The 22,150-nt window shown below is 65.2% G+C and carries 22 protein-coding genes and 1 tRNA gene; 17 read left to right on the top strand and 6 right to left on the bottom strand.

All coding sequences use genetic code 11. The features are described 5' to 3' along the window. Position 1 precedes the first annotated feature (1 nt). The 9 genes from gltB to AC2D9V_RS05450 all read left to right on the top strand — a co-directional run bounded on the left by gltB (position 2) and on the right by AC2D9V_RS05450 (position 10,574). Entirely contained in the window at positions 2-4,540 is a 4,539-nt protein-coding gene (gene gltB / locus AC2D9V_RS05490; protein ID WP_484713015.1) for a glutamate synthase large subunit, read from the top strand. Between the two features lie 83 nt (positions 4,541-4,623). Then, positions 4,624-5,160: a DUF1269 domain-containing protein gene (locus AC2D9V_RS05485; protein ID WP_484713014.1), complete on the top strand. Its 537-nt coding sequence runs from the start codon at positions 4,624-4,626 to the stop codon at positions 5,158-5,160. Positions 5,161-5,214: 54 nt separating this feature from the next. Continuing rightward, a complete protein-coding gene (gene mtgA, locus AC2D9V_RS05480; RefSeq protein ID WP_484713013.1) occupies positions 5,215-5,982 on the top strand; it encodes a monofunctional biosynthetic peptidoglycan transglycosylase in 768 nt (255 codons plus the stop codon). A gap of 69 nt (positions 5,983-6,051) precedes the next feature. Next, on the top strand, positions 6,052-6,717 hold the full coding sequence (gene fzlA, locus AC2D9V_RS05475; RefSeq protein WP_484713012.1) for an FtsZ-binding protein FzlA: 666 nt from the start codon (positions 6,052-6,054) through the stop codon (positions 6,715-6,717). 90 nt (positions 6,718-6,807) lie between these two features. Beyond that, positions 6,808-7,848 (top strand): tRNA epoxyqueuosine(34) reductase QueG, encoded by a 1,041-nt coding sequence (gene queG, locus AC2D9V_RS05470; RefSeq protein WP_484713011.1) that lies wholly within the window; start codon positions 6,808-6,810, stop codon positions 7,846-7,848. A 79-nt stretch (positions 7,849-7,927) separates the two neighbouring features. Continuing rightward, the gene (locus tag AC2D9V_RS05465; protein WP_484713010.1) at positions 7,928-8,095 is read left to right on the top strand and encodes a hypothetical protein; all 168 of its coding nucleotides are present in this window, start codon (positions 7,928-7,930) and stop codon (positions 8,093-8,095) included. Between the two features lie 171 nt (positions 8,096-8,266). Then, positions 8,267-8,695: an organic hydroperoxide resistance protein gene (locus AC2D9V_RS05460; RefSeq protein WP_484713009.1), complete on the top strand. Its 429-nt coding sequence runs from the start codon at positions 8,267-8,269 to the stop codon at positions 8,693-8,695. A gap of 93 nt (positions 8,696-8,788) precedes the next feature. Continuing rightward, entirely contained in the window at positions 8,789-9,718 is a 930-nt protein-coding gene (locus tag AC2D9V_RS05455; protein WP_484713008.1) for a hypothetical protein, read from the top strand. Beyond that, positions 9,711-10,574 carry a glycosyltransferase gene (locus AC2D9V_RS05450; protein WP_484713007.1) on the top strand — a complete coding sequence of 288 codons (864 nt, stop codon included), beginning with the start codon at positions 9,711-9,713 and terminating at the stop codon, positions 10,572-10,574. Before AC2D9V_RS05455 ends, AC2D9V_RS05450 begins: the two co-directional genes overlap by 8 nt. 160 nt (positions 10,575-10,734) lie before the next feature. On the opposite strand, the gene AC2D9V_RS05445 is transcribed toward AC2D9V_RS05450, so the two are convergent. Next, complete coding sequence (locus tag AC2D9V_RS05445) at positions 10,735-11,601, bottom strand: branched-chain amino acid aminotransferase (protein ID WP_484713006.1); 867 nt, start codon at positions 11,599-11,601, stop codon at positions 10,735-10,737. A gap of 140 nt (positions 11,602-11,741) precedes the next feature. On the opposite strand from AC2D9V_RS05445, the gene AC2D9V_RS05440 reads away from it, so the two are divergent. Beyond that, positions 11,742-12,236: a MarR family winged helix-turn-helix transcriptional regulator gene (locus tag AC2D9V_RS05440; RefSeq protein WP_484713005.1), complete on the top strand. Its 495-nt coding sequence runs from the start codon at positions 11,742-11,744 to the stop codon at positions 12,234-12,236. Then, positions 12,236-12,934 carry a response regulator gene (locus AC2D9V_RS05435; protein ID WP_484713004.1) on the top strand — a complete coding sequence of 233 codons (699 nt, stop codon included), beginning with the start codon at positions 12,236-12,238 and terminating at the stop codon, positions 12,932-12,934. Before AC2D9V_RS05440 ends, AC2D9V_RS05435 begins: the two co-directional genes overlap by 1 nt. A gap of 21 nt (positions 12,935-12,955) precedes the next feature. On the opposite strand, the gene AC2D9V_RS05430 is transcribed toward AC2D9V_RS05435, so the two are convergent. Both AC2D9V_RS05430 and AC2D9V_RS05425 read right to left on the bottom strand, forming a co-directional pair. After that, complete coding sequence (locus tag AC2D9V_RS05430; protein WP_484713003.1) at positions 12,956-13,729, bottom strand: outer membrane protein; 774 nt, start codon at positions 13,727-13,729, stop codon at positions 12,956-12,958. Positions 13,730-13,842: 113 nt separating this feature from the next. Next, on the bottom strand, positions 13,843-14,253 hold the full coding sequence (locus tag AC2D9V_RS05425) for a hypothetical protein (RefSeq protein ID WP_484713002.1): 411 nt from the start codon (positions 14,251-14,253) through the stop codon (positions 13,843-13,845). A gap of 90 nt (positions 14,254-14,343) precedes the next feature. Here AC2D9V_RS05425 and AC2D9V_RS05420 point away from each other — a divergent pair, with 90 nt between their 5' ends. Continuing rightward, positions 14,344-14,619: a hypothetical protein gene (locus AC2D9V_RS05420; protein WP_484713001.1), complete on the top strand. Its 276-nt coding sequence runs from the start codon at positions 14,344-14,346 to the stop codon at positions 14,617-14,619. Between the two features lie 138 nt (positions 14,620-14,757). On the opposite strand, the gene AC2D9V_RS05415 is transcribed toward AC2D9V_RS05420, so the two are convergent. Next, positions 14,758-15,504 (bottom strand): hypothetical protein, encoded by a 747-nt coding sequence (locus tag AC2D9V_RS05415; RefSeq protein WP_484713000.1) that lies wholly within the window; start codon positions 15,502-15,504, stop codon positions 14,758-14,760. Between the two features lie 199 nt (positions 15,505-15,703). On the opposite strand from AC2D9V_RS05415, the gene AC2D9V_RS05410 reads away from it, so the two are divergent. Genes AC2D9V_RS05410 through AC2D9V_RS05400 form a run of 3 tightly spaced genes read left to right on the top strand, consistent with a single transcriptional unit; the run spans position 15,704 to position 17,720 of the window. Further along, on the top strand, positions 15,704-16,618 hold the full coding sequence (locus tag AC2D9V_RS05410; protein ID WP_484712999.1) for a histone deacetylase family protein: 915 nt from the start codon (positions 15,704-15,706) through the stop codon (positions 16,616-16,618). Further along, complete coding sequence (locus tag AC2D9V_RS05405) at positions 16,615-16,854, top strand: exodeoxyribonuclease VII small subunit (RefSeq protein WP_484712998.1); 240 nt, start codon at positions 16,615-16,617, stop codon at positions 16,852-16,854. The genes AC2D9V_RS05410 and AC2D9V_RS05405 overlap by 4 nt, the downstream gene beginning before the upstream one ends. Continuing rightward, positions 16,851-17,720: a polyprenyl synthetase family protein gene (locus AC2D9V_RS05400; RefSeq protein WP_484712997.1), complete on the top strand. Its 870-nt coding sequence runs from the start codon at positions 16,851-16,853 to the stop codon at positions 17,718-17,720. Before AC2D9V_RS05405 ends, AC2D9V_RS05400 begins: the two co-directional genes overlap by 4 nt. An 18-nt stretch (positions 17,721-17,738) precedes the next feature. Here the strand turns inward: AC2D9V_RS05400 and AC2D9V_RS05395 are convergent, their stop codons facing one another. Beyond that, on the bottom strand, positions 17,739-18,497 hold the full coding sequence (locus tag AC2D9V_RS05395; protein ID WP_484712996.1) for a hypothetical protein: 759 nt from the start codon (positions 18,495-18,497) through the stop codon (positions 17,739-17,741). A 245-nt stretch (positions 18,498-18,742) separates the two neighbouring features. Here AC2D9V_RS05395 and dxs point away from each other — a divergent pair, with 245 nt between their 5' ends. Further along, a complete protein-coding gene (dxs, locus tag AC2D9V_RS05390) occupies positions 18,743-20,656 on the top strand; it encodes a 1-deoxy-D-xylulose-5-phosphate synthase (protein ID WP_484712995.1) in 1,914 nt (637 codons plus the stop codon). Positions 20,657-20,938: 282 nt separating this feature from the next. Beyond that, positions 20,939-21,014 (top strand) — tRNA-Thr (locus tag AC2D9V_RS05385). 65 nt (positions 21,015-21,079) lie between these two features. Here AC2D9V_RS05385 and AC2D9V_RS05380 read toward each other — a convergent pair. Further along, positions 21,080-22,138: a hypothetical protein gene (locus AC2D9V_RS05380; protein WP_484712994.1), complete on the bottom strand. Its 1,059-nt coding sequence runs from the start codon at positions 22,136-22,138 to the stop codon at positions 21,080-21,082. Between the last annotated feature and the right edge of the window lie 12 nt (positions 22,139-22,150).

The following is a 22,150-nucleotide window of genomic DNA, read 5'->3' as shown; positions in this document are numbered from 1 at the left end:
CATGACCACGTTTGACGCCGCCTGGGTGAAGGCCGAAGAGGAAAAGCGCGCCTGGCTGGACGCGAACGGGCTTTACAAGACCGAGGATGAACATTCGTCCTGCGGCGTGGGGCTGGTCGTGTCGATCTCTGGCAAGCCCTCCCGCAAGGTCGTGGAAAACGGCATCAACGCTTTGAAGGCGGTCTGGCACCGGGGCGCGGTGGATGCGGATGGCAAGACCGGCGACGGCGCGGGGATCCATGTGCAGATCCCGGTCAAGTTCTTCTACGACCAGGTGCGCCGCACGGGGCATGAGCCGGACATGTCGAAGCTGATCGCCGTGGGCCAGGTCTTCCTGCCGCGGACGGATTTCGGCGCGCAGGAACGCTGCCGGACGATCGTGGAGACCGAGGTCCTGCGGATGGGGCATTACATCTACGGCTGGCGGCATGTGCCGGTGGATGTCAGCGTCCTGGGCGACAAGGCCAATGCGACGCGGCCCGAGATCGAGCAGATCCTGATCCGCTGCGAGAAGGACATCGACCAGGAGCAGTTCGAGCGCGAGCTCTACATCATTCGTCGCCGGATCGAGAAGGCAGCGACGGCGGCGGGCATCCAGGGGATGTATCTGTGTTCGCTGTCCTGCCGGTCGATCATCTACAAAGGGATGATGCTGGCCGAGCAGGTGTCGACCTTCTACCCGGACCTGCTGGATGAGCGGTTCGAGAGCGCCTTCGCGATCTACCACCAGCGTTACAGCACGAACACCTTCCCGCAGTGGTGGCTCGCCCAGCCGTTCCGGATGCTGGCGCACAACGGCGAGATCAACACGCTGAAGGGCAACGTCAACTGGATGAAGAGCCACGAAATCCGGATGGCCAGCGCCAACTTCGGCGAGGCGGCCGAGGACATCAAGCCGATCATTCCGGGGGGGACTTCGGACAGTGGCGCGCTGGATGCGGTGTTCGAGGTGCTGGTGCGCTCGGGGCGTTCCGCCCCCATGGCGAAGACGATGCTGGTGCCGGAGGCCTGGTCAAAGCAGACGGTGAACATGCCCAAGGCCTGGGCGGACATGTATTCCTACTGCAACTCGGTGATCGAGCCGTGGGATGGCCCGGCGGCGCTGGCCATGACCGACGGGCGCTGGGTCTGCGGGGGCCTGGACCGGAATGGCCTTCGGCCGATGCGCTATGTCATCACGGGCGACGGGATGCTGATCGCGGGGTCGGAAGCCGGGATGGTGCCGGTGGATGAAAGCACCGTCCGCGAGAAGGGCGCGCTTGGGCCGGGGCAGATGATCGCGGTCGATATGGTGGAGGGGAAGCTCTACCACGACGTCCAGATGAAGGACAAACTCGCCGCCGCCCAGCCCTATGGCGAGTGGATCGAGAAGGTTGTCGATCTCAACAGCCTCTTGCGGGATATCCCCGAGACGCAGACCTTCACCGGTGGCGAGCTGCGGAAGCGCCAGATCGCGGCAGGGTTCACGGTGGAGGAGCTGGAGCAGGTCCTGGCGCCGATGGCCGAGGACGGGAAGGAAATGGTCGCCTCGATGGGCGATGACACGCCGCCGGCGGTGCTGTCGTCGGTTTACCGGCCCCTCAGCCATTACTTCCGCCAGAACTTCAGCCAGGTGACGAACCCGCCCATCGACTCGCTTCGCGAAGGTCGGGTGATGTCCCTCAAGACCCGCTTCGGCAACCTGCGGAACGTGCTGGACGAAAACTCCAGCCAGTCGGAAATCCTCGTCCTCGAAAGCCCCTTCATCGCGAACCGCGAGTTCGAGGTGATGGTGGAGCGGTTCGGCGATCAGGTGGCCTTCATCGACTGCACTTTCCCTGTGGGCGAGGGGCTGGATGACCTGCGGCAGGGGCTGGAGCGGATCCGGGCCGAGGCCGAGGATGCGGTGCGGTCGGGCGCCGGCCAGCTGGTTCTGACGGATGAGCATCAGGGGCCGGAAAAGGTGGGGATGCCGATGATCCTTGCCACGTCAGCGGTGCATAGCTGGCTGACTCGCAAGGGGCTGCGGACCTTCTGTTCGATCAACGTGCGGTCGGCGGAATGCATGGACCCGCATTACTTCGCCGTGCTGATCGGTTGCGGGGCGACGACGGTGAACCCGTACCTTGCGCAGGATTCGATTGCCGACCGGATCGAGCGGGGGCTGCTGGAAGGCTCGCTGACCGACGCAATGCGCCGGTATCGGGATGCCATCGACGCAGGGCTCTTGAAGATCATGTCGAAGATGGGGATTTCGGTGATCTCCAGCTATCGAGGCGGTCTGAACTTCGAGGCGGTGGGTCTGTCCCGCGCCATGGTGGCCGAGTACTTCCCGGGCATGCAGAGCCGCATCTCGGGGATTGGTCTCACGGGTGTCGAGCAGAAGCTGGAAGAGGTGCACAAGCGCGGCTGGCTGGGCGGCGCGGATGTGCTGCCCATCGGCGGCTTCTACAAGGCGCGGCGGTCGGGCGAAAAGCACGCCTGGGAAGCGCAGACGATGCATATGCTGCAATCGGCCTGCGACCGGGCGAGTTACGACCTCTGGAAGCAATACTCCGCCGCGATGCGGGCGAATCCGCCGATCCACCTGCGCGATCTTCTGGACATCAAGACGCTTGGCAAGCCGGTGCCGATCGAGGAGGTGGAATCCATCACCTCGATCCGCAAGCGGTTTGTCACGCCGGGCATGTCGCTCGGGGCGCTGTCGCCCGAGGCGCACAAGACGCTGAACGTGGCGATGAACCGGATCGGCGCGAAGTCGGACTCGGGCGAGGGCGGCGAGGACCCGGCGCATTTCACGCCGGAACCGAACGGGGACAACCCGTCCGCCAAGATCAAGCAGGTGGCGTCCGGGCGCTTTGGCGTGACGGCGGAATACCTGAACGCCTGCGAGGAGCTTGAGATCAAGGTCGCGCAAGGGGCCAAGCCGGGTGAGGGCGGTCAGCTGCCGGGGATGAAGGTCACGGCGCTGATCGCGCGGCTGAGGCATTCGACGCCGGGCGTGACGCTGATCTCGCCCCCGCCGCACCACGATATCTACTCGATCGAGGACCTGGCGCAGCTGATCTACGACCTGAAGCAGATCAACCCACGCGCCAAGGTGACGGTGAAGCTGGTGTCTTCCAGCGGTGTGGGCACGATTGCGGCGGGCGTGGCGAAGGCCAAGGCCGACGTGATCCTGATCTCGGGCCACAACGGCGGGACGGGCGCTTCGCCTGCCACGTCGATCAAATACGCGGGCCTGCCATGGGAAATGGGCCTGACCGAGGCGCATCAGGTGCTGGCAATGAACAACCTGCGTGAGCGGGTGACGCTGCGGACCGACGGCGGCCTGCGGACGGGGCGTGACATCGTCATGGCGGCGATGATGGGGGCCGAGGAGTACGGCATCGGCACCGCGGCGCTGATCGCGATGGGCTGCATCATGGTGCGCCAGTGCCAGTCGAATACCTGCCCGGTGGGCGTCTGCACGCAGGATGAACGCCTGCGGGCCAAGTTCACCGGGTCGGCGGACAAGGTGGTGAACCTGATCACCTTCTACGCCCAGGAAGTGCGGGAGATCCTCGCCTCGATCGGCGCGCGGTCCATGGATGAGATCATCGGGCGGGCCGACCTGCTGACGCAGGTGTCGCGCGGGGCCGCGAACCTTGACGACCTGGACCTCAACCCGCTTCTGATCACCGTCGATGGCAGCCGGTCGATCACCTATGACCGGTCGAAGCCCCGGAACGCCGTGCCGGACACGCTGGACGCCGAGATCATCAAGGACGGCCACCGCTTCTTCGAGGATGGCGAGAAGATGCAGCTGAGCTACGCGGTGCGGAACACGCTGCGGACCATCGGCACGCGGGCGTCGAGCCATATCGTGAAGAAGTTCGGGATGCGCAACGCGCTGCAGCCGGACCATCTGACCGTGAAGCTGACCGGGTCCTGCGGGCAGTCCCTGGGCGCGTTCAGCGTCCGCGGCCTGAAGCTGGAAGTGCAGGGCGATGCCAACGACTATGTCGGCAAGGGCCTGTCGGGCGGCACGATCACCGTGCGGCCGCTCATGTCCTCGCCGCTGAAGGCGGAGGAGAACACGATCATCGGGAATACTGTCCTCTACGGGGCGACCGACGGGTTCCTCTTCGCCTCTGGCCGCGCCGGGGAGCGGTTCGCGGTGCGGAACTCGGGCGCGCATGTCGTGGTCGAAGGCTGCGGGTCGAACGGCTGCGAGTACATGACCGGCGGTGTTGCGGTGATCCTTGGCCGGATCGGCGCGAACTTCGGGGCGGGGATGACGGGCGGGATGGCCTATGTCTACGATCCCGACGGCGTGGCCGAGGATTTCATGAACCTCGAGTCGATCATCACCTGCGCGGTCGCGCATCCGCACTGGGAATTGCAGTTGAAGGGACTGATCACCCGGCACCACGAGGAAACCGGCAGCCGGATCGCCGAGCGCATCCTGGCGAACTGGGACCGCGAGCGGCTGAACTTCCTGCAGGTCTGCCCGAAAGAGATGGTCAGCCGCCTGCCCTATCCCTTGTCGGACGAGGTGGCGAAGGTGCCGGCTGAATAGGAATCGTCTGCCCAAACCGCTTTGGATGTGCTAAAGACGGGCCGCAGCCGCTGGGTTGCGGCCCGTTTCACCTGGAGAACCCCATGTCCGACCTGATCATCGTGGCCTTCCCGGACGAGGCAACGGCCTTCGCGGCAGGCGAGGCGCTGGTGCTTCTGCAGAAGAAATACCTGATCGAGATGGAGGATGTGGTCGTCGTCACCCGCGACCACGGCGGCAAGGTCAAGCTGAACCAGTCGGTGAACCTGGTCACCGGCGGGGCCATCGGTGGCGGCCTTTGGGGCACGCTGATCGGCCTTCTGTTCCTGAACCCCATCGTCGGGGCCGCTGTCGGGGCGGGGGCGGGGGCGATTGCGGGCAAGTTCAGCGACATGGGGATCGACGATGATTTCCTGCGCGATGTCGGTCACAGCCTGGACAAGGGCGGGGCGGCGGTGGGTGTGTTGGTCCGCAAGATGACGCCCGACAAGGTGCTGGCCGAGCTGGAGCAGTTCCGCGAGAAGGGCCGGGTGATCCACACCTCGCTGAGCCACGAGGCCGAGGCGAAGCTGAAGAAGTTCCTCGAGCAGGTGCCGCCCCTCCACATGCCGCATGACCAGCTTGGCGGTGGGCGGAAGTAACCGGGGCCGGGTCCTCTTGACGGGCTGGCCCGGGCGGCGTCTAACCTCGCGCCCATGACCGAGAAAAGCGCAGAGAAACCGGCCGAAAAGCCAGCCCCGGCCGCACGCAAGCGCAAGCCGAAGGTCGAAGAGGCCCCGCCGCCGAAGCCGCGCCTCTGGCGGGTCGTGGCGAAATGGGTCCTGCGGGGGCTTGGCGGGATCGCGGCGGTCTATGCCGTGCTGATCCTTCTGTTCAGCTTCCTGCCGCCCCGGACCAACCTGTACCAGATGAGCGAAAGCTGGCGTCTGGGCGGGATTGAGAAGGACTGGGTGTCCTTCGAGGATATGGCGCCCGTGATGGGGCGGTCGGCGGTCGCGGCCGAGGATGCGAATTTCTGCAACCACTGGGGCTTCGACATGGCCGCAATCCGGCAGGCCATTGATGAGGGCAGCAACCGGGGGGCGTCCACGATCAGCCAGCAGGTGGTGAAGAACGTCTTCCTCTGGCACGGACGCAGCTATCTGCGGAAGGCGATGGAGGCGGTGCTGACCCCGGTGGTCGAGCTGGTGTGGTCAAAGCAGCGGGTGCTGGAGGTCTATCTCAACGTCGCCGAGTTCGACGAGGGCGTCTTCGGCGTGCAGGCGGCGGCGCAGCACTACTTCGGCGTCGATGCGAAGGACCTGAGCGCCCTGCAGGCGGCGCGGCTGGCGGCGGTGCTGCCCGATCCGAAGGGGCGCAGCGCGTCCGAGCCGTCGAGCTTTGTCCGCAGCCGGACGCGCAGCATCATTTCAGGCGCCGAGACCATCGCGGCGGACGGTCGTTCCGCCTGTTTCGAGGGTTGAGGGGCGGCAGGGATTGAAATCGGCCCCACCAAGCGGCAATGAAGGAAGAAGACCGGAGGCCGTCCTGTAATGAACCGTTTGTACCATGTTCCCCTCTCTCCCTTCTGCCGCAAGGTGCGCCTGACCCTGGCGGAGAAGAAGATCGAGGTGGAGCTGGTCGAGGAACGCTATTGGGAACCCTCGCCCGATTTCCTGCGCAGGAACCCGGCGGGGAAGGTGCCGATCCTGAAGATGGGCCCGCGGACGATGAGCGAAAGCCAGGCGATCTGCGAATACCTGGACGAGATCTCACCCGAGCCGCCGCTGATGCCAAAGACCGCAGAGGGGCGGTATGAGGTGCGGCGGCTGTGCGCTTGGTTCGACGACAAGTTCCAGGACGAGGTGACGTCGAAGCTTCTCTATGAGCGGGTGAACAAGAAGGTTACCGGGCAGGGCTATCCGGATTCGAAGAACGTCAAGCTGGGCTCGACCCGGATCAAGTACCACCTCGACTACATGGCCTGGCTGCTGGACCAGCGGCGCTGGCTGGCGGGGAACGAGATGACGCTGGCCGATTTCACCGCGGCGGCGCATCTGAGTTGCCTGGACTACATCAGCGATGTGGACTGGAACCGGCATGCGGTGCTGAAGGACTGGTATGCGAAGATCAAGTCGCGCCCGTCGTTCCGGCCTTTGCTGGCCGACCAGATTTCGGGCTTTCCGCCGGCCCAGCATTATGCCGACCTGGATTTCTGAGGCCCACCCCCGGGGCGCTGCCGCCGCGTCCACGGTTTCTCGAACCAGTGGCGCAACCGTGAACGCACCCGAGATATTTGTGGACGAAGAATGAGCCTGAAGGAGCGTCTTCGCGCACAGGCGCTGGAAGAGGGCTTTGCAGGCATCGGTATCTGCCGTCCGGACGCGATCCCCGAGGCGGCGGGGCAGCTGCGCGCCTTTCTGCTGGACGGGCGGCACGGCCAGATGGGCTGGATGGCCGAGCGCGAGGGCTGGCGGGGGAACCCGGCGGCGCTTTGGCCCGAGGCGCGGTCGGTGATCATGCTGGCGGAGGCCTATACGCCTGAAGTGGACCCGATGGCAGGGCTCGCGGCGCGGGACCGGGGGGTGGTGTCGGTCTATGCGCAGGGGAAGGATTACCATGACCTTGTGAAGCGACGGCTGAAGCGGTTGGGGCGCTGGCTGATCGAGGAGGCGGCCCGGTCGTCCGAGGCTTGCGAGATCAAGGTTTTCGTCGATACCGCGCCGGTGATGGAAAAGCCCTTGGCGCAGGCGGCGGGGCTGGGGTGGCAGGGCAAGCACACGAACCTTCTGGGGCGTGACCTGGGGAACTGGGTGTTCCTGGGCGCGATCTTCACCACGCTGGAGCTGGAGGCGGACGCACCAGAGGTTTCCCATTGCGGGACCTGCACGGCCTGTCTGGACATCTGCCCGACGCGGGCCTTTCCTGCGCCCTACCAGCTGGATGCGCGGCGCTGCATTTCCTACCTGACGATCGAGCATGCAGGGCCGGTGGACCCCGAGCTGCGCCCGCTGATGGGCAACCGGATCTATGGCTGCGACGACTGCCTGGCCGTCTGCCCCTGGAATAAGTTCGCCGTGGCGGCGCGGGAGATCGGGTATCAGCCACGGGTCGGTCTGCCCGAGTTGGCCGAGCTTGCGATGCTGGACGATGCAGGCTTCCGGGAGCGGTTTGCGGGGAGCCCGATCAAGCGGATCGGGCGCGGCAGGTTCGTCAGGAACGTCCTTTATGCGATCGGGAATTCGGGGGTCTCGGGGTTGGGGGCGACAGCAGCCGCGCTGCGGGACGATCCTGATCCGGCCGTGGCAGACGCGGCGCGCTGGGCGGTGGAACGGCTGCAAGCGGTTTGACGCGCGCCCGGCAGAAGGTGGTGGCGCGGCAGGCGATTCGGGAGCATTCTACCGCTCCTGCGCAACCATGGAGGAAGACATGAGCCGTCATCTTGCGGATCATCGGAAGGCCACCACCGGCAGCCGGACGAAGCATTTCCTGCGCCTTGCCCGCACCCCGCGCGAGACCTGGCACCGGACGAGGGCGGGGGCAGGCGTAACGCGGATCAGGCAGTTCCTGCGGATCGAGCGGGGGCGGACCGCCTGACTGACCACAGTGGTCAAAACTGAAGAATGCAGCGAAATCAAACGCTTGTCTGTGGGCGTTTACCATTTGTAAAGGTCTGGTGACCACCGGCCTCTCGGTCCTACGGACAGTTGACAATGCCCGGGCTTCGGGCCTCCATCCGGGGTGGAAACCCATCCGAGGAGGCTTTCGATGACCGTGGACGTGAAGTACTGGACCGAGGCGAAGGCGACCGGCGGTGGCAGGAACGGCGTTTCCGGGCTGGTGAACGGGCAGCTGACCGTGACCCATGCCAGCCCCAGGGAGCTGGGCGGGTCGGGCCTTGGGCACAACCCGGAAGAGCTGTTCGCGATCGGCTACAGCGCCTGCTACCTGGGTGCGATGCGCTATGCCGCCTCGACCGAGAAGCTGGGCACGGTGCCCGAGAATGCCACGGTGAACGCGCATGTCGGGATCGGCGGGCGGTCGGATGGCGGGTTCGGGCTGAAGGTGCGGCTGGTCGTCAGCATGCCGGGCGTGGACCGCGCGGTGGCCGAGAAGATCGCCGAACGCGGACACCACATCTGCCCGTATTCCAATGCGACGAAGGGCAATATCGAGGTGGTGACCGAGGTCGTCTGATCCAACGGCGGCGCCCCGGACGAGGCTTGCGAAAGGGGTGAAAACCGACTCTGTTGGCGGGGCGCCGGGCAGGCGCTGCGGGCAGGGGCGGACGTGCTGGACGGTAAGGATCAGGGCGATGGTCAGGCGGGGGGCGGAAAGCCGCTGCTGACGGTGATCTACATCGTCGAGCCGCCGGAATTCCAGCGCATGGCCTGCTATCTTCTGGCCTCGCTTCGCGCTCAGTTTCCGCCCGATGTCCGGGCCATCGGCTATTGCCCCGAGCACCGGATGGCCGAGATCGAGCCGGGCGTGATCCGCGCGCATGAGCTGATGGGCGCCGAAATCCGGCCGATGCGAACCGAAGGGCGCTGGGACCCGGCCTATCCGCATGGCAACAAGATCCTGGCGGCGCTGGAGCCGCGCGACAGCCAGTATTCGGCCTTTGTCGACAGTGATGTGCTGTTCCTGCGACCGAATACTCCCGAGGCGCTGATCAGCCCTGGCAAGGTCAGCTGTTCGGTTGCGGCCTCGATGCAGTGGGGCGAGCAGTCGGTGTGGGACGAGATCTACGGCGTCTTCGGGATGCCCGTCCCGACGGAGCGGGTGCGGCTGATGCGACGGTCGCGGGCCGAGGTGGTGCCTTACTTCAGCTCGGGCCTCGTGGTCTTTCCGGAAGGGCCGGTGAACGGACGGCGCTTCGCCGACGTCTGGTACGAGACTGCGACCGAGATCGACAAGACCGACCTGCCGGCGCGGCGGCCCTATCTGGACCAGATGTCGCTGCCGCTGGCGATCCGCCGGGCGGGGCTGGAGTGGAACCAGTTGCCCGAAGAGCAGCATTTCATCCTGGGCGGTGTCCTGCGGGGCAAGCCGCTGCCCGAGGACCGCGAGATCTTCACCATCCATTACCGGGACGTGAAAATCCTGAAGGAAATCGGGCTGATGAAGACCGCGCGGGCGATGTTGCGGCAGAAGACCGGGTCGGGTTGGATCGGCAACCTGGGCGGGACAGAGCCGGCATCCGGGATGGCCGATGACTGAGGGCGGGGAGATGGGCCGGCAGCGTCTGGCAGAGGCGCCGCTGGTCGTGGTGACGCGGTTTTCGTTCCTGGGCCGGTCGGGGTGGAAGAGCGATGCGTCGCGGGATGCGGCGCTGCTCTTCGACCCCGGGCGGTTGCGTCTGCGGACCGAGCTGTTCCGGACGGTGACCTTGCCGTCGCTTGTGGCGCAGACCGACCGGGATTTCACCCATGTCATCCTGACCAGCGCCCAGCTTCCCCCCTGGGCGATGGCCGAGCTGAATGAGGCCTGTGCCTCGGCCTATGGGGTGGGCGGGCGCTTTGTGATCCTGGCCCGGCGGCCCGCGCCCTCGGCTGTCCACCTGCGGCGGTATCTGCAGACGCTGGTGCCCGCGGACGGGCTGGTCGCACAGGCGGTGCTGGATGACGATGACGGGTTGGCGGTGGATTTCGTCGCGGACCTGCGGCGCGAACTGGCGGCGCTGGACGCGGCGGGGCGGGTGCTGGGGCCGGGGCAGCTTGCCTTTGTGTCCTTCCCGTCGGGCTATGGGTTCGAGATCGGGCTGGATGCGGAAGGGCGCACGGCGGCGGGCGTCTATGCGCACCGCTACCCGTTCATCAATCTGGGCCTGACGCTGGTCGGCGCGCCGGGGGATGCGAACATCCTGGGCATCCAGCACCGGAAGACGCCCTTGCTGCATGAGCCGGTCGTGGTACCGGGAAAGCGGATGTTCCTGCGGAGCGTCCACGGGATGAATGACAGCCGCGTGGCGCGGACCGACCGGTGGAAGCCTGTCGATCCGTGGCGCGAGGATGCGGACATCAGGGCGCGGTTCCCCTGGCTTCTGAACGAAGGGGCGTTCTGGAACCAGGGGTAGCTGCCTGCCGGAACGGGCTCGCGGCTGGCGGGACGGCAGCGGGGCTGGTCGATCGCCTAACTGCAAGGGGCGGGCGGAGTTTTCGAAAACTCCGCATCGGAGCCTTCAAAGGCTCCGGTCCGATTTCTTTGAAGAAATCGGTTCCCGGCCGTGGGGAATGTCAGGCGCGGACGAGGCGTTCGTATTCGGTCGCCACGCGCTTGCAGAGATCGCCGACCTCGAAGTTGTAGTCGCCGATCTGGCCCACGGGGGTGACTTCGGCGGCGGTGCCGGTCAGCCAGCACTGTTCGAAGCTTTCCAGTTCTTCCGGCATGATGTGGCGTTCGTGGACCTTGATCTGCATGTCTTTCAGCATCTGGATCACGGTCTGCCGGGTCAGGCCGTTCAGGAAGCAGTCGGCCTTCGGGGTGTGCACTTCGCCGTCCTTGACGAAGAAGATGTTGGCGCCGGTCGCCTCGGCGACGTAGCCGCGGTAGTCGAACATCATCGCGTCCGAGCAGCCCTTGGCCTGGGCGGCGTGCTTGGACATGGTGCAGATCATGTAAAGGCCGGCGGCCTTGGCCTCGGACGGGATCGTCTCCGGGCTGGGGCGCTTCCACTTGGCGATGTCGAGCTTCGCCCCTTTGAACTTGGCGTCGCCGTAGTAGCTGCCCCAGGTCCAGGTGGCCACGGCAAGGCGGACGGGGTTCTGGAGCGAGGCGACGCCCATGTCGGAGCCAGCACCACGCCAGGCGATGGCGCGGATATAGGCGTCGGTCAGGCCGTTGGCTTTCAGGGTGGCCTCTTTCGCCGCGTCAATCTGGTCCGCCGTGTAGGGGATCGGCATGTCGAGAAGCTCACCCGATTTCAGGAGGCGGAGCGAATGTTCGTGGCCCTTGAAGATCTTGCCGTTGTAGCAACGCTCACCCTCGAAGACGGCGGAGGCGTAGTGGAGCGCGTGGGTCAGGATGTGGACGTTCGCAGAACGCCATTCCACCAGCTTGCCATCCATCCAGATGAACCCGTCGCGATCGTCGTAGCCTGACATTCCACCCTCCAGTTTTTCGAATGTTGCGCCGGAAAGGTCCGGATCGGACAGATTCTTGCGCGAAATCGGGGCAGAGTTATGGGTTCGTGCTTGGAAAGTCAACAAGGCTGACGTAAATTCGCCGGAAAGCGGAGGTGGGGATGGCCGAGACGCCAGGCGGGGAGAGCCTGCTGTTCCTGACGGACGAGCAGGTGCGGAAGGGAATCGAGGCGATGTTCTTCGCCTATCGCGGCTTCACCGCCGACCCGGACCGGATCCTGGAGGGGATGGACTATGGCCGCGCGCATCACCGGGCGATCCATTTCATCCATCGCAGCCCGGGGACGACGGTGACCAACCTGCTGTCGATCCTTGGTGTTACAAAGCAGTCGCTGAATCGCGTCTTGCGCAGTCTGATCGACGATGGTCTGGTTCGCAGCGAGAAGGGCAAGGCGGATGCGCGGGAACGGCATCTTTACCTGACGGACAAGGGGCAGATGCTGGAACGCGAGCTTTCGGATGCACAGCGGGCGCGGATGCGGGCGGCCTACCGGGCGGCTGGGCCGGCGGCGGTGGCGGGATTCCGGCAGGTGCTGGAGGCGATGATGGATCCCGAGATGCGGCGCCACTACAACCGGCTGAAGGAGGGTGGCTGATGTCGCAGCCCGATGCGCATCTTCTGATCGTCGATGACGACGAACGCATCCGGGGCCTGTTGCAGAAGTTCCTGATGCGGAACGGCTATCTGGTTTCGACCGCCCGCGACGCGGCGCAGGCCCGGCGGGTGCTGGCGGGGCTGGAGTTCGACCTTCTGGTCCTTGACGTGATGATGCCTGGCGAGGACGGGATCAGCCTGACGCGCGACCTGAGGAAGCGGATGACGACGCCGATCCTGCTGCTGACGGCCAAGGGCGAGACGGCGAACCGGATCGAGGGGCTGGAGGCGGGGGCGGACGATTACCTCGTGAAGCCCTTCGAGCCAAAGGAGCTGCTGCTCCGGATCAACGCGATCCTGCGCCGGGTGCCGCAGGTCAAGGCGGCCGAGCCGGTACGGCAGGTGATCCACATGGGGGCGGTGCGCTATGACCTCGACCGGGGCGAGATGTGGCGCGGGGACACCCCGGTACGGCTGACGGCGACCGAGGTGGCACTGATGCGCATCTTCGCGGCCCAGCCGGGCAGGCCTATCCCGCGCGACAAGCTTGTGGCCGAGGGCGCCAGCAGCGACGCCGCGCAGGAGCGGGCGGTGGACGTGCAGATCACGCGCCTTCGCCGCAAGATCGAGGACGACCCGAAGGCGCCGCGCTACCTGCAGACGGTGCGCGGCGAGGGGTATATGCTGCAGCCGGACTGAGGTCCGGAGCGACGCCGGGCGTCAGAGCGGGAAACGCAGTCCCACCGAGAACACCTGGTTCGTAACGTCAAAGTTCAGCGGCTCTCTTGGGGTGCTTGACCCGCTGCCCTCAAGTGGCGCGGCAGAGCCTGACACGGACCCAAGATCGAAGTAGCGCCATGCCAGTTCCAGCTTTGCCGGACCCGAACCGCCGATGGACCCGACATCCCATGCGACACCCGCGCCGATGTTCCAGGCAAACCCGCTGTCGCTGCTTCCGGCAAAGCTGCGCGTGGTGCGTTCTGCATCGGGGTTGATCCGCGTCCAGTCGTCCATCGAGTTGCGCGCCATGCCGAGTCCTGCGGTGAGGAATGGGGTAAAGTCACCCTCCACCGGGACGTCGTAATACCCGTTTGCGAAGAATGCGACCGATTTGACCGACCCTTCCATGCTGGCATGCGGCCCGGGGTCAGCGGGGACAGTATAGCTCCAGTTGCCAGAGAAATCCGAGCTGGCGAAGCTGTTGAATGCCACTTCACCCCGCCAGCCCTCGCCAAAGCTGCGGCCGAAGGCGATCGCACCCGTCGCTGCGCTGTCGAGATCGAGGTCGAAGTATACCCGCGGGTCACTTGGACCGGGAGGGAGCCAGCTGGCGTCGCCGGCATCGGGCTGGACCACCCCAAGTTCGATCCGCAGGTAGGATTCCTCTGGAAGCGTTTCGCCAGTGTCTTGCGCCAGAGCAGCGGGACCGAGTCCGATAACCCCCGCCGCAATAATGAGCCGCGCTGAGGCAGCCGTTTTCCTATCCCGACTCATCCTGATCCCTCTCCACTATAGACTTGCAAATCTGTGCAGATCATCCTGCATAAGCGACCCCGGCTGCAAGCACAGCCGGGGCCGATTGATCTTCGCTGTTGCAATTGCGCCAATCAGCCGTGCCCTGCCAGGATGGCGATCCGGATCCTTTCAGCCCTATCGGCCAGATCTTCGGCCGCCTCGAGGGAGATCGGCGTGCCGAGGATGGTCGTTATCGCAACGACGGTACTGGTCGAGATCGGAACGGTCTTGTCCGACGCCGCCCCGAGCAGCATGGCCGCAAGCACGGAGTCCCCCGTAGTGACCCCGGCGTCTTCCAACTTGGTGCCGCCGCTTAGCACGTCCTCGAGCAGGGCGAGGTTCTGCAGCGGCGAGTCGATGAAGGCGACCTCGTCGAAGTTCAGGGACAGTTCTTCAATCGCCTCGTTCAGCGACAGGTTGTAGTAGGCGATCATTTCGGGCGTGAGTGAGGCAACGGCCTCGTCCAGTGCGCGTTCAAGCACCTGGTCCGGTGAGCGCGCCACGTTCAGGCGACCGAGTTCAACCTCCGGAATGCCTTCCTGCGCCCAGGCGGGCTTGCCACCCTCGGACCCACCGCTGCCGGCTCTGGGGCCTTGGCCGTCGGAATCCTCACCCGGACCGCCCTGACCCGCGCCGTCCTCGCCGTGGCCACCTTTGCCTTGGCCGCCCTCACCGTGGCCGCCTTCGCCCTGACCACCTTTACCCTTGCCGCCTTTGTCGCCACCATCTTCGTGACCGCCATCTTCGTGACCGCCGTCACTATGCCCTCCATCCTCTTGCGCCACTGCGGCCGAAGTGAACGAAAAGACGGGCACGAGCCCACCAAGGGCCAGTCCGAAAACCCCGGCTGCAAGAAGGAGGCGCGCTGACGCAACCTTAGTCTGTTCCTTGTTCATCTTGATCCTCAAATCGCTAAAGCCTGCAAGCCTGCGCAGGCATGATCGCAAACCGGACCCCGGCAGCGCATCGCTGCCGGGAAGCCCCTTATTGCTGTTGCTGAGCGCCGATCAGCCGTGACCGGCCAGAATGGCCACACGGATTGCTTCGGCCCTTTCCGCCAGGTCTTCGGCCGCCTCGAGGGAGATCGGCGTGCCGAGGATGGTCGTGACAGCGATGACGGTATCCGTCGAGATCGGAACCGTCTTGTCCGACGCCGCCCCAAGCAGCATGGCCGCAAGCACGGAGTCCCCGGTGGTGACCCCCGCGTCTGCCAGCGCTGTGCCGCCGCTAAGCACGTCCTCGAGAAGAGCAAGGTTCTGCAGCGGCGAGTCGATGAAGGCGACCTCGTCGAAGTTCAGGGACAGCTCTTCGATCGCTTCGTTCAGCGAAAGGTTGTAGTAGGCGATCATTTCGGGCGTCAGCGAGGCAACGGCCTCGTCCAGTGCGCGTTCAAGCACCTGGTCCGGTGAGCGCGCCACGCTCAGGCGGCCGAGTTCAACCTCGGGGATGCCTTCCTGTGCCCAGACCGGCTTGCCGCCGCCGTCTTCGGCCGGACCACCGGCCTGCGGGCCTTTGCCGTCAGAGTCCTCACCCGGACCGCCCTGACCCTGGCCTTGGCCCGCGTTTTCCTGACCCTTCTGGCCTTCGCCCTGGTTGCCCTTGTCCGCAGGCTTTCCGCCCTGACCGGTGCCGTCGCCGTCATCTTCGGCCCAGGCGGCCGGAGCAAAGCTGGAGATGCCGTTCGGCCCGCCAAGTACGAAGCCTGCGACCAATGCCAGAGTGGCAACCCCCAAAGTGTAACGTCCGATTCCCATAGTCTTCCGTGCCGGCATTTCTGTTCTCCGATAAAGTGGTTCGGGACGATCCCGGTCAGTCAATCTGACAGGTAGCAATATATCAACCTTATAATCTTTGTGCTTTGACGTATATCAAGCGCCCAAAAAATACTCAGACTGCGAACAGGCTATGGACCGCTTCGCCACTCGCGTGAGACTGTGCGGAAGGAGGATCCCGATGCCCTGTCAGGTCTATACCCACCCGGATTGCCAGACCCACGTGACCCCACCCGGTCACCCGGAGCGGGTGGATCGGCTGGCTGCTGTCGAGCGCGGGCTCAACGGGCTTGCCGTTGATCGGCGGGCGTGTCCGATGGGCGAGGAGGCGGAGGTGCTGCGGTGCCATCCGGTCTCGTATCTTCAGCGGGTGAAGGCGGCGGTGCCGGAGGCTGGCTGGGCGCAGCTGGATGCGGATACTTTTCTGTCGCCTGGGTCAAATGAGGCCGCGATGCGGGCGGTGGGGGGCATCTGCGCCGCAGTCGACGCGGTGGTGACGGGGGAGGCGAAGACGGCCTTTGTTGCGGGCAGGCCGCCGGGGCACCATGCCGAGCGGGATGTCGCGATGGGGTTCTGCCTGTTCGGGACGGTGGCGATCGGGGCGAAGCGGGCGCTGGATCATCATGGCCTGAAGCGCGTCGCCATCGTGGACTTCGACGTGCATCACGGCAACGGGACGCAGGACCTGCTGTGGGACGAGGGACGGTGCCTGTTCATCTCCAGCCACCAGATGCCGCTTTATCCAGGCTCGGGGAAGCCGGAGGAGCGGGGCGCGCATGGGCAGGTGATGAACCTGCCGCTACGGGGCGGGTCGGGCGGCAGGGAGATGCGGGCGCTTTACGAGCGGGTGGTGTTCCCGGCGCTGGAGGAGTGGAAGCCGGAGCTTCTGCTGATCTCGGCCGGGTTCGATGCGCATGCGGATGATCCCCTCGCTGGGCTGGAATGGCAGGCCGAGGATTATGCCTGGCTGACCCGGGCCTTGTGCGATTTCGCGGACGGGCGGGTGGTCTCGACACTGGAGGGCGGCTATGATCTGGATGCGCTGGCGGCAAGCGTCGCCGCGCATGTGGGTGTGCTGGAGGAGCGGGGCCGATGATGGACAAACCTGTCGAGGCGATGAGTTTCGAAGAGGCGATGGCCGCGCTGGAGCAGGTTGTCGGCGCGCTTGAGCGCGGCGAGGTGCCGCTGGAGGAATCGATCAAGCTTTACGAACGCGGGGCGCTTTTGAAGGCGCATTGCGCGAAGAAGCTGGCCGAGGCGGAAGAGAAGGTGGAACTGATCCGGGCGCAGGAAGGCCGGGCGGTGGGCACAACCCCGGCGGAGGGGATGTGAGGTTTCCCGAGCGGCTGGCGGCGGATGCGGCCCTGGTCGAGGCGCGGCTTCTGGCGGCGCTGGAGGCGCGTGCGGACCAGCCGGTGACCGAGGCGATGCGCTATGCCGTGCGCGGCGGCAAGCGGCTGCGCGGGTTCCTGGTCCTGGAAGGCGCGCGGATGCTGGGGGTGCCGGAGGCGCGTGCGGTGAGTGCGGCGGCAGCGATCGAGGCGCTGCATGCCTATAGCCTCGTGCATGACGACCTTCCCTGCATGGACGATGACGACCTGCGGCGGGGGCAGCCTACGGTGCACCGGAAATGGGACGAGGCGACGGCGGTCTTGGCGGGGGATGCCTTGCAGACGCTGGCCTTCGAGCTTTTGTGCGATCCGGCGCTGGGGTCGGCCGAGGTACGGCTGGAACTGGTGCGGGGTCTGGCAGTTGCCTCGGGGATCGACGGGATGGTGCTTGGGCAGGCGCTGGACATCGCGGCCGAGACGGCGGGGCGCAGCCTGACGCTGGACGAGATCACCGCGTTGCAGGCGGGCAAGACCGGGGCGCTGATCGGCTTTGCCGCCGAGGCGGGGGCGGTGATTGCCGGGGCGGACCCTTCGCCCCTGCGCCGCTATGCCGCTGCGCTGGGGCTGGCCTTCCAGATTGCCGACGACATCCTGGACGTGACCGGCGACGAGGCGAAGACGGGCAAGCGGCTGCACAAGGATGCCGAGGCAGGCAAGGCGACCTTCGTCTCGCTTCTGGGGCTGGACGCCGCTGCAAGGCGCGCCCGCGAGCTGGTTGCCGAGGCTGAAGCGGCCCTCGAACCCTATGGCGCAGGGGCGATCAACCTCAAGGCTGCCGCCCGGTTCGTTGTCGAGCGGCAGTCCTGATCTTGCGGTCCGCCCGGGCTAGATTGACGCGGCCTGGCCGTTAAGCGTGCCGAGAAGCTGCGTCACCAGTGCCGGATCGAAGGACACCGGCGCCTTGGCATTCGGGTCGGGGGCGAAGAGGATCACGTCGTCAAAAGCCAGTGCCATGCCGGACGCGGCAGACTTGATCGCCGGGTCCGAGCTTGACGCCAGGACGTCCAGCTGGCTGCGCGCCACCATCAGAAGGCCCCAGGCCTCCTGATAGGCGATGACCTCGGTCGTACCGGAAGGGTCCAGGATGGCGGCGGCGGCCTCGACCGTCTGGATGATGGCGCCCATGACATCCTGCTCGGTCGGTTGCAGGGCCGTCTTGGCCTGTTGCAACCCGGACAGCACGCCCTTGTAGGCCTCGTTGACCGCGTCCTTCTCGCTCGCCTGTTCCAGTGCGATCAGCAGGGGTTCAAGATCCGGGGCCCCGGCCTTGGCAAGGCCATCCTTAATGGCAGGGAAGTTGTCATGCCGCGGGTGGGTGAAATGAGACCCTTCGGCGCTGACGAGGCCATCCTGGAGAAAGAGCTGGCCCAGCAGCAAGTCGCGTTCGATGCCGATCAAGCCGGCGATCAGGGTGACGGTCTCGTCGCCGACCGGCACGACAGCGGCCGGAGCTTCAACCGGGGAAAGAGCTCGAAACGGCGTGGTCGGTCCGGCCTGGATGGCGGCTGGCAAGGCAGCGAGGCTGACAGTCAGACCGACCGTCAGGCGCAGGGAGCGGGAGGGAACGCGCAGGTAATGGCTCATGTCATCCTCATCAGGGTTTCAGGCCCAATCCGGCCGGGAAAGGAAGGGTGCGACGGCGCGAGCGCCGAATTTGACCGCAAGACCGGAACCTACAATCAAGGCGAGAGTTTGATGCCGTCGGGGCCGAAACCTGACGGTTGACCCCTCCGTGCGTGCCTGCGACCAAAGGGCAGTCGCCGGTCGAGGCACATTGCCCGTATCAGGAATTCCGGCTAGACCAACGCCCAATTTGTCCAGGTTTCCCCATGCCCGATCACCCCCGCTTTCCCATGCTTGACCGGGTGCGCCTGCCCTCGGACCTCAAGTCTCTATCCGACCGCGAGTTGCACCAGCTGGCGGACGAGCTGCGGGCAGAGACCATCAGCGCGGTCAGCGTGACCGGCGGGCATCTGGGCGCGGGGCTTGGCGTGGTGGAGCTGACGGTGGCGATCCACGCCGTGTTCGACACGCCACGCGACAAGCTGATCTGGGACGTGGGCCACCAGTGCTATCCGCACAAGATCCTGACCGGGCGGCGCGACCGCATCCGCACCCTGCGGATGGAGGGGGGCCTCAGCGGGTTCACCAAGCGCAGCGAGTCGCCCTATGATCCGTTCGGGGCGGCGCATTCCAGTACCTCGATCTCTGCGGCGCTGGGCTTTGCCATGGCGGCGGACCTTGGCGGCGACCCGGGCGATGCGATTGCCGTGATCGGCGACGGGGCGATGAGCGCGGGCATGGCCTTCGAGGCGATGAACAACGCCGGGCATCTGAAGAAGCGGCTTTTCGTGATCCTGAACGACAACGAGATGTCGATTGCCCCGCCGGTGGGGGCGCTGTCTTCTTACCTCAGCGGGCTATACGCGGCCGAGCCGATGCAGGACCTGAAGCAGGTGGCGAAGGGCTTCGTCAGCCTGCTGCCGGGGCCGCTGCAGGAGGGGGCGAAGCGGGCGAAGGACATGCTGAAGGGCATGGCGGTGGGGGGAACCCTCTTTGAATCGCTCGGGTTCGACTATGTCGGGCCGATCGACGGGCATGACCTTGACCAGCTTCTGCCGGTCCTGCGGACGGTGAAGGCGCGGGCGACGGGGCCGGTCCTGATCCATGTGCTGACGAAGAAGGGCAAGGGCTATGCCCCGGCCGAGACGGCGCGCGACAAGGGCCATGCGACGGGCAAGTTCGATGTGCTGACGGGGGTGCAGGCGAAGGCGGCGTCGAATGCGCCGTCCTACACCAAGGTCTTTGCGCAAAGTCTCGTGGCCGAGGCGGAGCGGGATGAGAAGATCGTGGCCGTCACGGCGGCGATGCCGGACGGGACGGGGTTGGACCTGTTCGCGGGCCGCTTCCCGAAGCGGTGCTTTGACGTCGGCATCGCGGAGCAGCACGCGGTGACGTTCTCGGCCGGGCTGGCGGCGGGGGGAATGAAACCCTTCTGCGCGATCTATTCCACCTTCCTGCAGCGCGGCTATGACCAGGTGGTGCATGACGTGGCGATCCAGCGGCTGCCGGTGCGCTTTGCCATCGACCGTGCGGGCCTTGTCGGCGCGGACGGGGCGACGCATGCCGGGGCCTTCGACATCGGCTTCCTTGCGAACCTGCCGGGCATGGTGGTGATGGCCGCGGCGGACGAGGCGGAGCTGGTCCACATGGTCGCGACGGCGGCGGCGCATGATGCCGGCCCGATTGCCTTCCGCTATCCGCGCGGCGAAGGCGTGGGGGTCGAGATGCCGGTCCGGGGCGTGCCGCTGGAGATCGGCAAGGGCCGGGTAGTACGCGAGGGGAGCCGGGTGGCGATCCTGTCGTTCGGGACGCGCCTCGGCGAAAGCCTGAAGGCGGCGGAGGCGCTGTCGGCGCGGGGCGTGTCGGTCACGGTGGCGGACGCGCGGTTCGCGAAGCCCCTGGACCTCGACCTCGTGCTGCGGCTGGCCGCTGGGCATGAGGCGCTGGTGACGGTGGAAGAGGGCGCCATCGGCGGCTTCGGGTCGCACGTGGCACAGGCGCTGGCCGAGGCGGGGGTCTTCGACCGGGGCCTGAAGTTCCGCAGCCTGGTGCTGCCGGATATCTTCATCGACCAGGCCAGCCCCGAGGCGATGTACCGGGTGGCCGGCCTCGACGCCGCGCATATCGAGGCGAAGGTGCTGGAAGCGCTGGGCGTGGCGGTGGTGGGGAAGCGGGCGTGAGGGATCGTCGCCGCCGGCCTGCTACAGGGTAGGTTGCGCTACAACGCACCGGCGGATGGTGCGCTGTAGCGCACCCTACGCAGCGCGATCCCCCCGACCGCTTGTAATGTCCCGGCGCGCATAGTAGGAGCAGCGCGTGAAAAGGATGCCGGTGTAGCTCAGCTGGTAGAGCACGTCATTCGTAAGTAGCGGGTCCGCTCGTGAAAGATGTGTGAAGCCAACGGGTTAGGCTGGGGGTTGAATTGTTAGTAGGGCCATAGTAGGGCCTAGGCCGAGAAGGATGCCGCTGTAGCTCAGCTGGTAGAGCACGTCATTCGTAATGATGGGGTCGGGGGTTCGAGTCCCTTCAGCGGCACCATCCTTCTCAAGCAAGGTTTATTCCAAGCGCTTAGTGGCTAAGCCTCACCTTTCAAGGGAACAGCTTTATGCCGCGTCGACTTGGATGTGGTGTGCAACTTGCGCGATAAGCCATTCAGAAGTTTTGGTTTCCAATTCCGGTTTCGCAAGTGCGCCTTTAAGCATTTTGAATACTTCTACTTTCAAGAACGCGCGGTCTGATAATCCTTCACCTTGCGATGCATCAATGTACTGATCCACCTCCAATAGGAGCTCCTCCTTATTTGGTATGTGGCCTAGCTTAAGAGCGCACCATCTCCCGAAGCTCTCAATCCAAAATCGGAACTCAGGGTTTAACACGTCTCGAGGATATCGCTCAGAAATTCTAAAGACTCTATTCCATGTGTTTGACTCATCGACCGGACCGACAAACTCCAGAACCCAACGTGGCAAAACGATGCCACCCCTGGTTTCACCTTCAAACGGCGCGCTATTCAGTAAGGAAACAGATACCGTAGGCCCAAGATAAGGGTCAGAAGCCTTTGTTGGCAGCCCAGTCTCATCGTCCCAAATCACGTCGAGATTCTTCTTATAGGCTTTGTTGCAACGCCCACACATAGGCGACAAATTCCGTAGATTTGCTCCGCAGAATGGGTAGCGAGATATCTGGAGATAGTGGTCGAGGTCTTCTCGGGGCGCTCCGGGTGCATCCAATGTGCTCAGTCCACAGAATGGACAAACGCCGCGATAGAGTGCTGCGTAGACAACGTCATAGTGCCTGTCTCGAGTTTCAAGCTCAGTCAATTGGCCAAACGCATATTCAAATAGAGCCACTATCGGGGCGCGGGCTGCCGCTGGTAGGGCATCAATCCTTGTGCAAGCCAGTCCGGCCTGCAGAACAGCGGGAAAGTCGTTTTGGGTAATCAAGGCAGATCGACAAGCAGCAAGTTCGGCTGGCGATAATGTCGCAAGAACGTCGCGCAGTGCCTGAACTTTGTCTCTCAAGCCCCATTTGCCTTGAAGAGTCGGTCGAAGTGCGACCGGAAGCCATTCAGGCCATCCTACCGGCTCAGCGCCGCTCTGCAAAGCCGTGATGCTGGCCAACAACTCATCATAAACTACCTCATGAATCCAGTTATGTTCCATCGAAGAAATCGG

It is taken from the genome of Tabrizicola sp. T46 (assembly GCF_057219895.1).
Note: the sequence above shows the minus strand (reverse complement) of the source record. Positions and strands in the feature narration are given on the sequence as shown.

What these genes read in the sequence shown, in the direction of transcription:
- AC2D9V_RS05440 (WP_484713005.1), top strand. Translation starts at nt 11,742, where the DNA reads ATGGCCGAGACGCCAGGCGGGGAGAGCCTGCTGTTCCTGACGGACGAG.
- AC2D9V_RS05380 (WP_484712994.1), bottom strand. Translation starts at nt 22,138, where the DNA reads ATGGAACATAACTGGATTCATGAGGTAGTTTATGATGAGTTGTTGGCC.
- AC2D9V_RS05465 (WP_484713010.1), top strand. Translation starts at nt 7,928, where the DNA reads ATGAGCCGTCATCTTGCGGATCATCGGAAGGCCACCACCGGCAGCCGG.
- AC2D9V_RS05415 (WP_484713000.1), bottom strand. Translation starts at nt 15,504, where the DNA reads ATGGGAATCGGACGTTACACTTTGGGGGTTGCCACTCTGGCATTGGTC.
- dxs (WP_484712995.1), top strand. Translation starts at nt 18,743, where the DNA reads ATGCCCGATCACCCCCGCTTTCCCATGCTTGACCGGGTGCGCCTGCCC.
- mtgA (WP_484713013.1), top strand. Translation starts at nt 5,215, where the DNA reads ATGACCGAGAAAAGCGCAGAGAAACCGGCCGAAAAGCCAGCCCCGGCC.
- AC2D9V_RS05395 (WP_484712996.1), bottom strand. Translation starts at nt 18,497, where the DNA reads ATGAGCCATTACCTGCGCGTTCCCTCCCGCTCCCTGCGCCTGACGGTC.
- AC2D9V_RS05405 (WP_484712998.1), top strand. Translation starts at nt 16,615, where the DNA reads ATGATGGACAAACCTGTCGAGGCGATGAGTTTCGAAGAGGCGATGGCC.
- fzlA (WP_484713012.1), top strand. Translation starts at nt 6,052, where the DNA reads ATGAACCGTTTGTACCATGTTCCCCTCTCTCCCTTCTGCCGCAAGGTG.
- AC2D9V_RS05435 (WP_484713004.1), top strand. Translation starts at nt 12,236, where the DNA reads ATGTCGCAGCCCGATGCGCATCTTCTGATCGTCGATGACGACGAACGC.
- AC2D9V_RS05450 (WP_484713007.1), top strand. Translation starts at nt 9,711, where the DNA reads ATGACTGAGGGCGGGGAGATGGGCCGGCAGCGTCTGGCAGAGGCGCCG.
- AC2D9V_RS05460 (WP_484713009.1), top strand. Translation starts at nt 8,267, where the DNA reads ATGACCGTGGACGTGAAGTACTGGACCGAGGCGAAGGCGACCGGCGGT.
- queG (WP_484713011.1), top strand. Translation starts at nt 6,808, where the DNA reads ATGAGCCTGAAGGAGCGTCTTCGCGCACAGGCGCTGGAAGAGGGCTTT.
- gltB (WP_484713015.1), top strand. Translation starts at nt 2, where the DNA reads ATGACCACGTTTGACGCCGCCTGGGTGAAGGCCGAAGAGGAAAAGCGC.
- AC2D9V_RS05445 (WP_484713006.1), bottom strand. Translation starts at nt 11,601, where the DNA reads ATGTCAGGCTACGACGATCGCGACGGGTTCATCTGGATGGATGGCAAG.
- AC2D9V_RS05430 (WP_484713003.1), bottom strand. Translation starts at nt 13,729, where the DNA reads ATGAGTCGGGATAGGAAAACGGCTGCCTCAGCGCGGCTCATTATTGCG.
- AC2D9V_RS05410 (WP_484712999.1), top strand. Translation starts at nt 15,704, where the DNA reads ATGCCCTGTCAGGTCTATACCCACCCGGATTGCCAGACCCACGTGACC.
- AC2D9V_RS05485 (WP_484713014.1), top strand. Translation starts at nt 4,624, where the DNA reads ATGTCCGACCTGATCATCGTGGCCTTCCCGGACGAGGCAACGGCCTTC.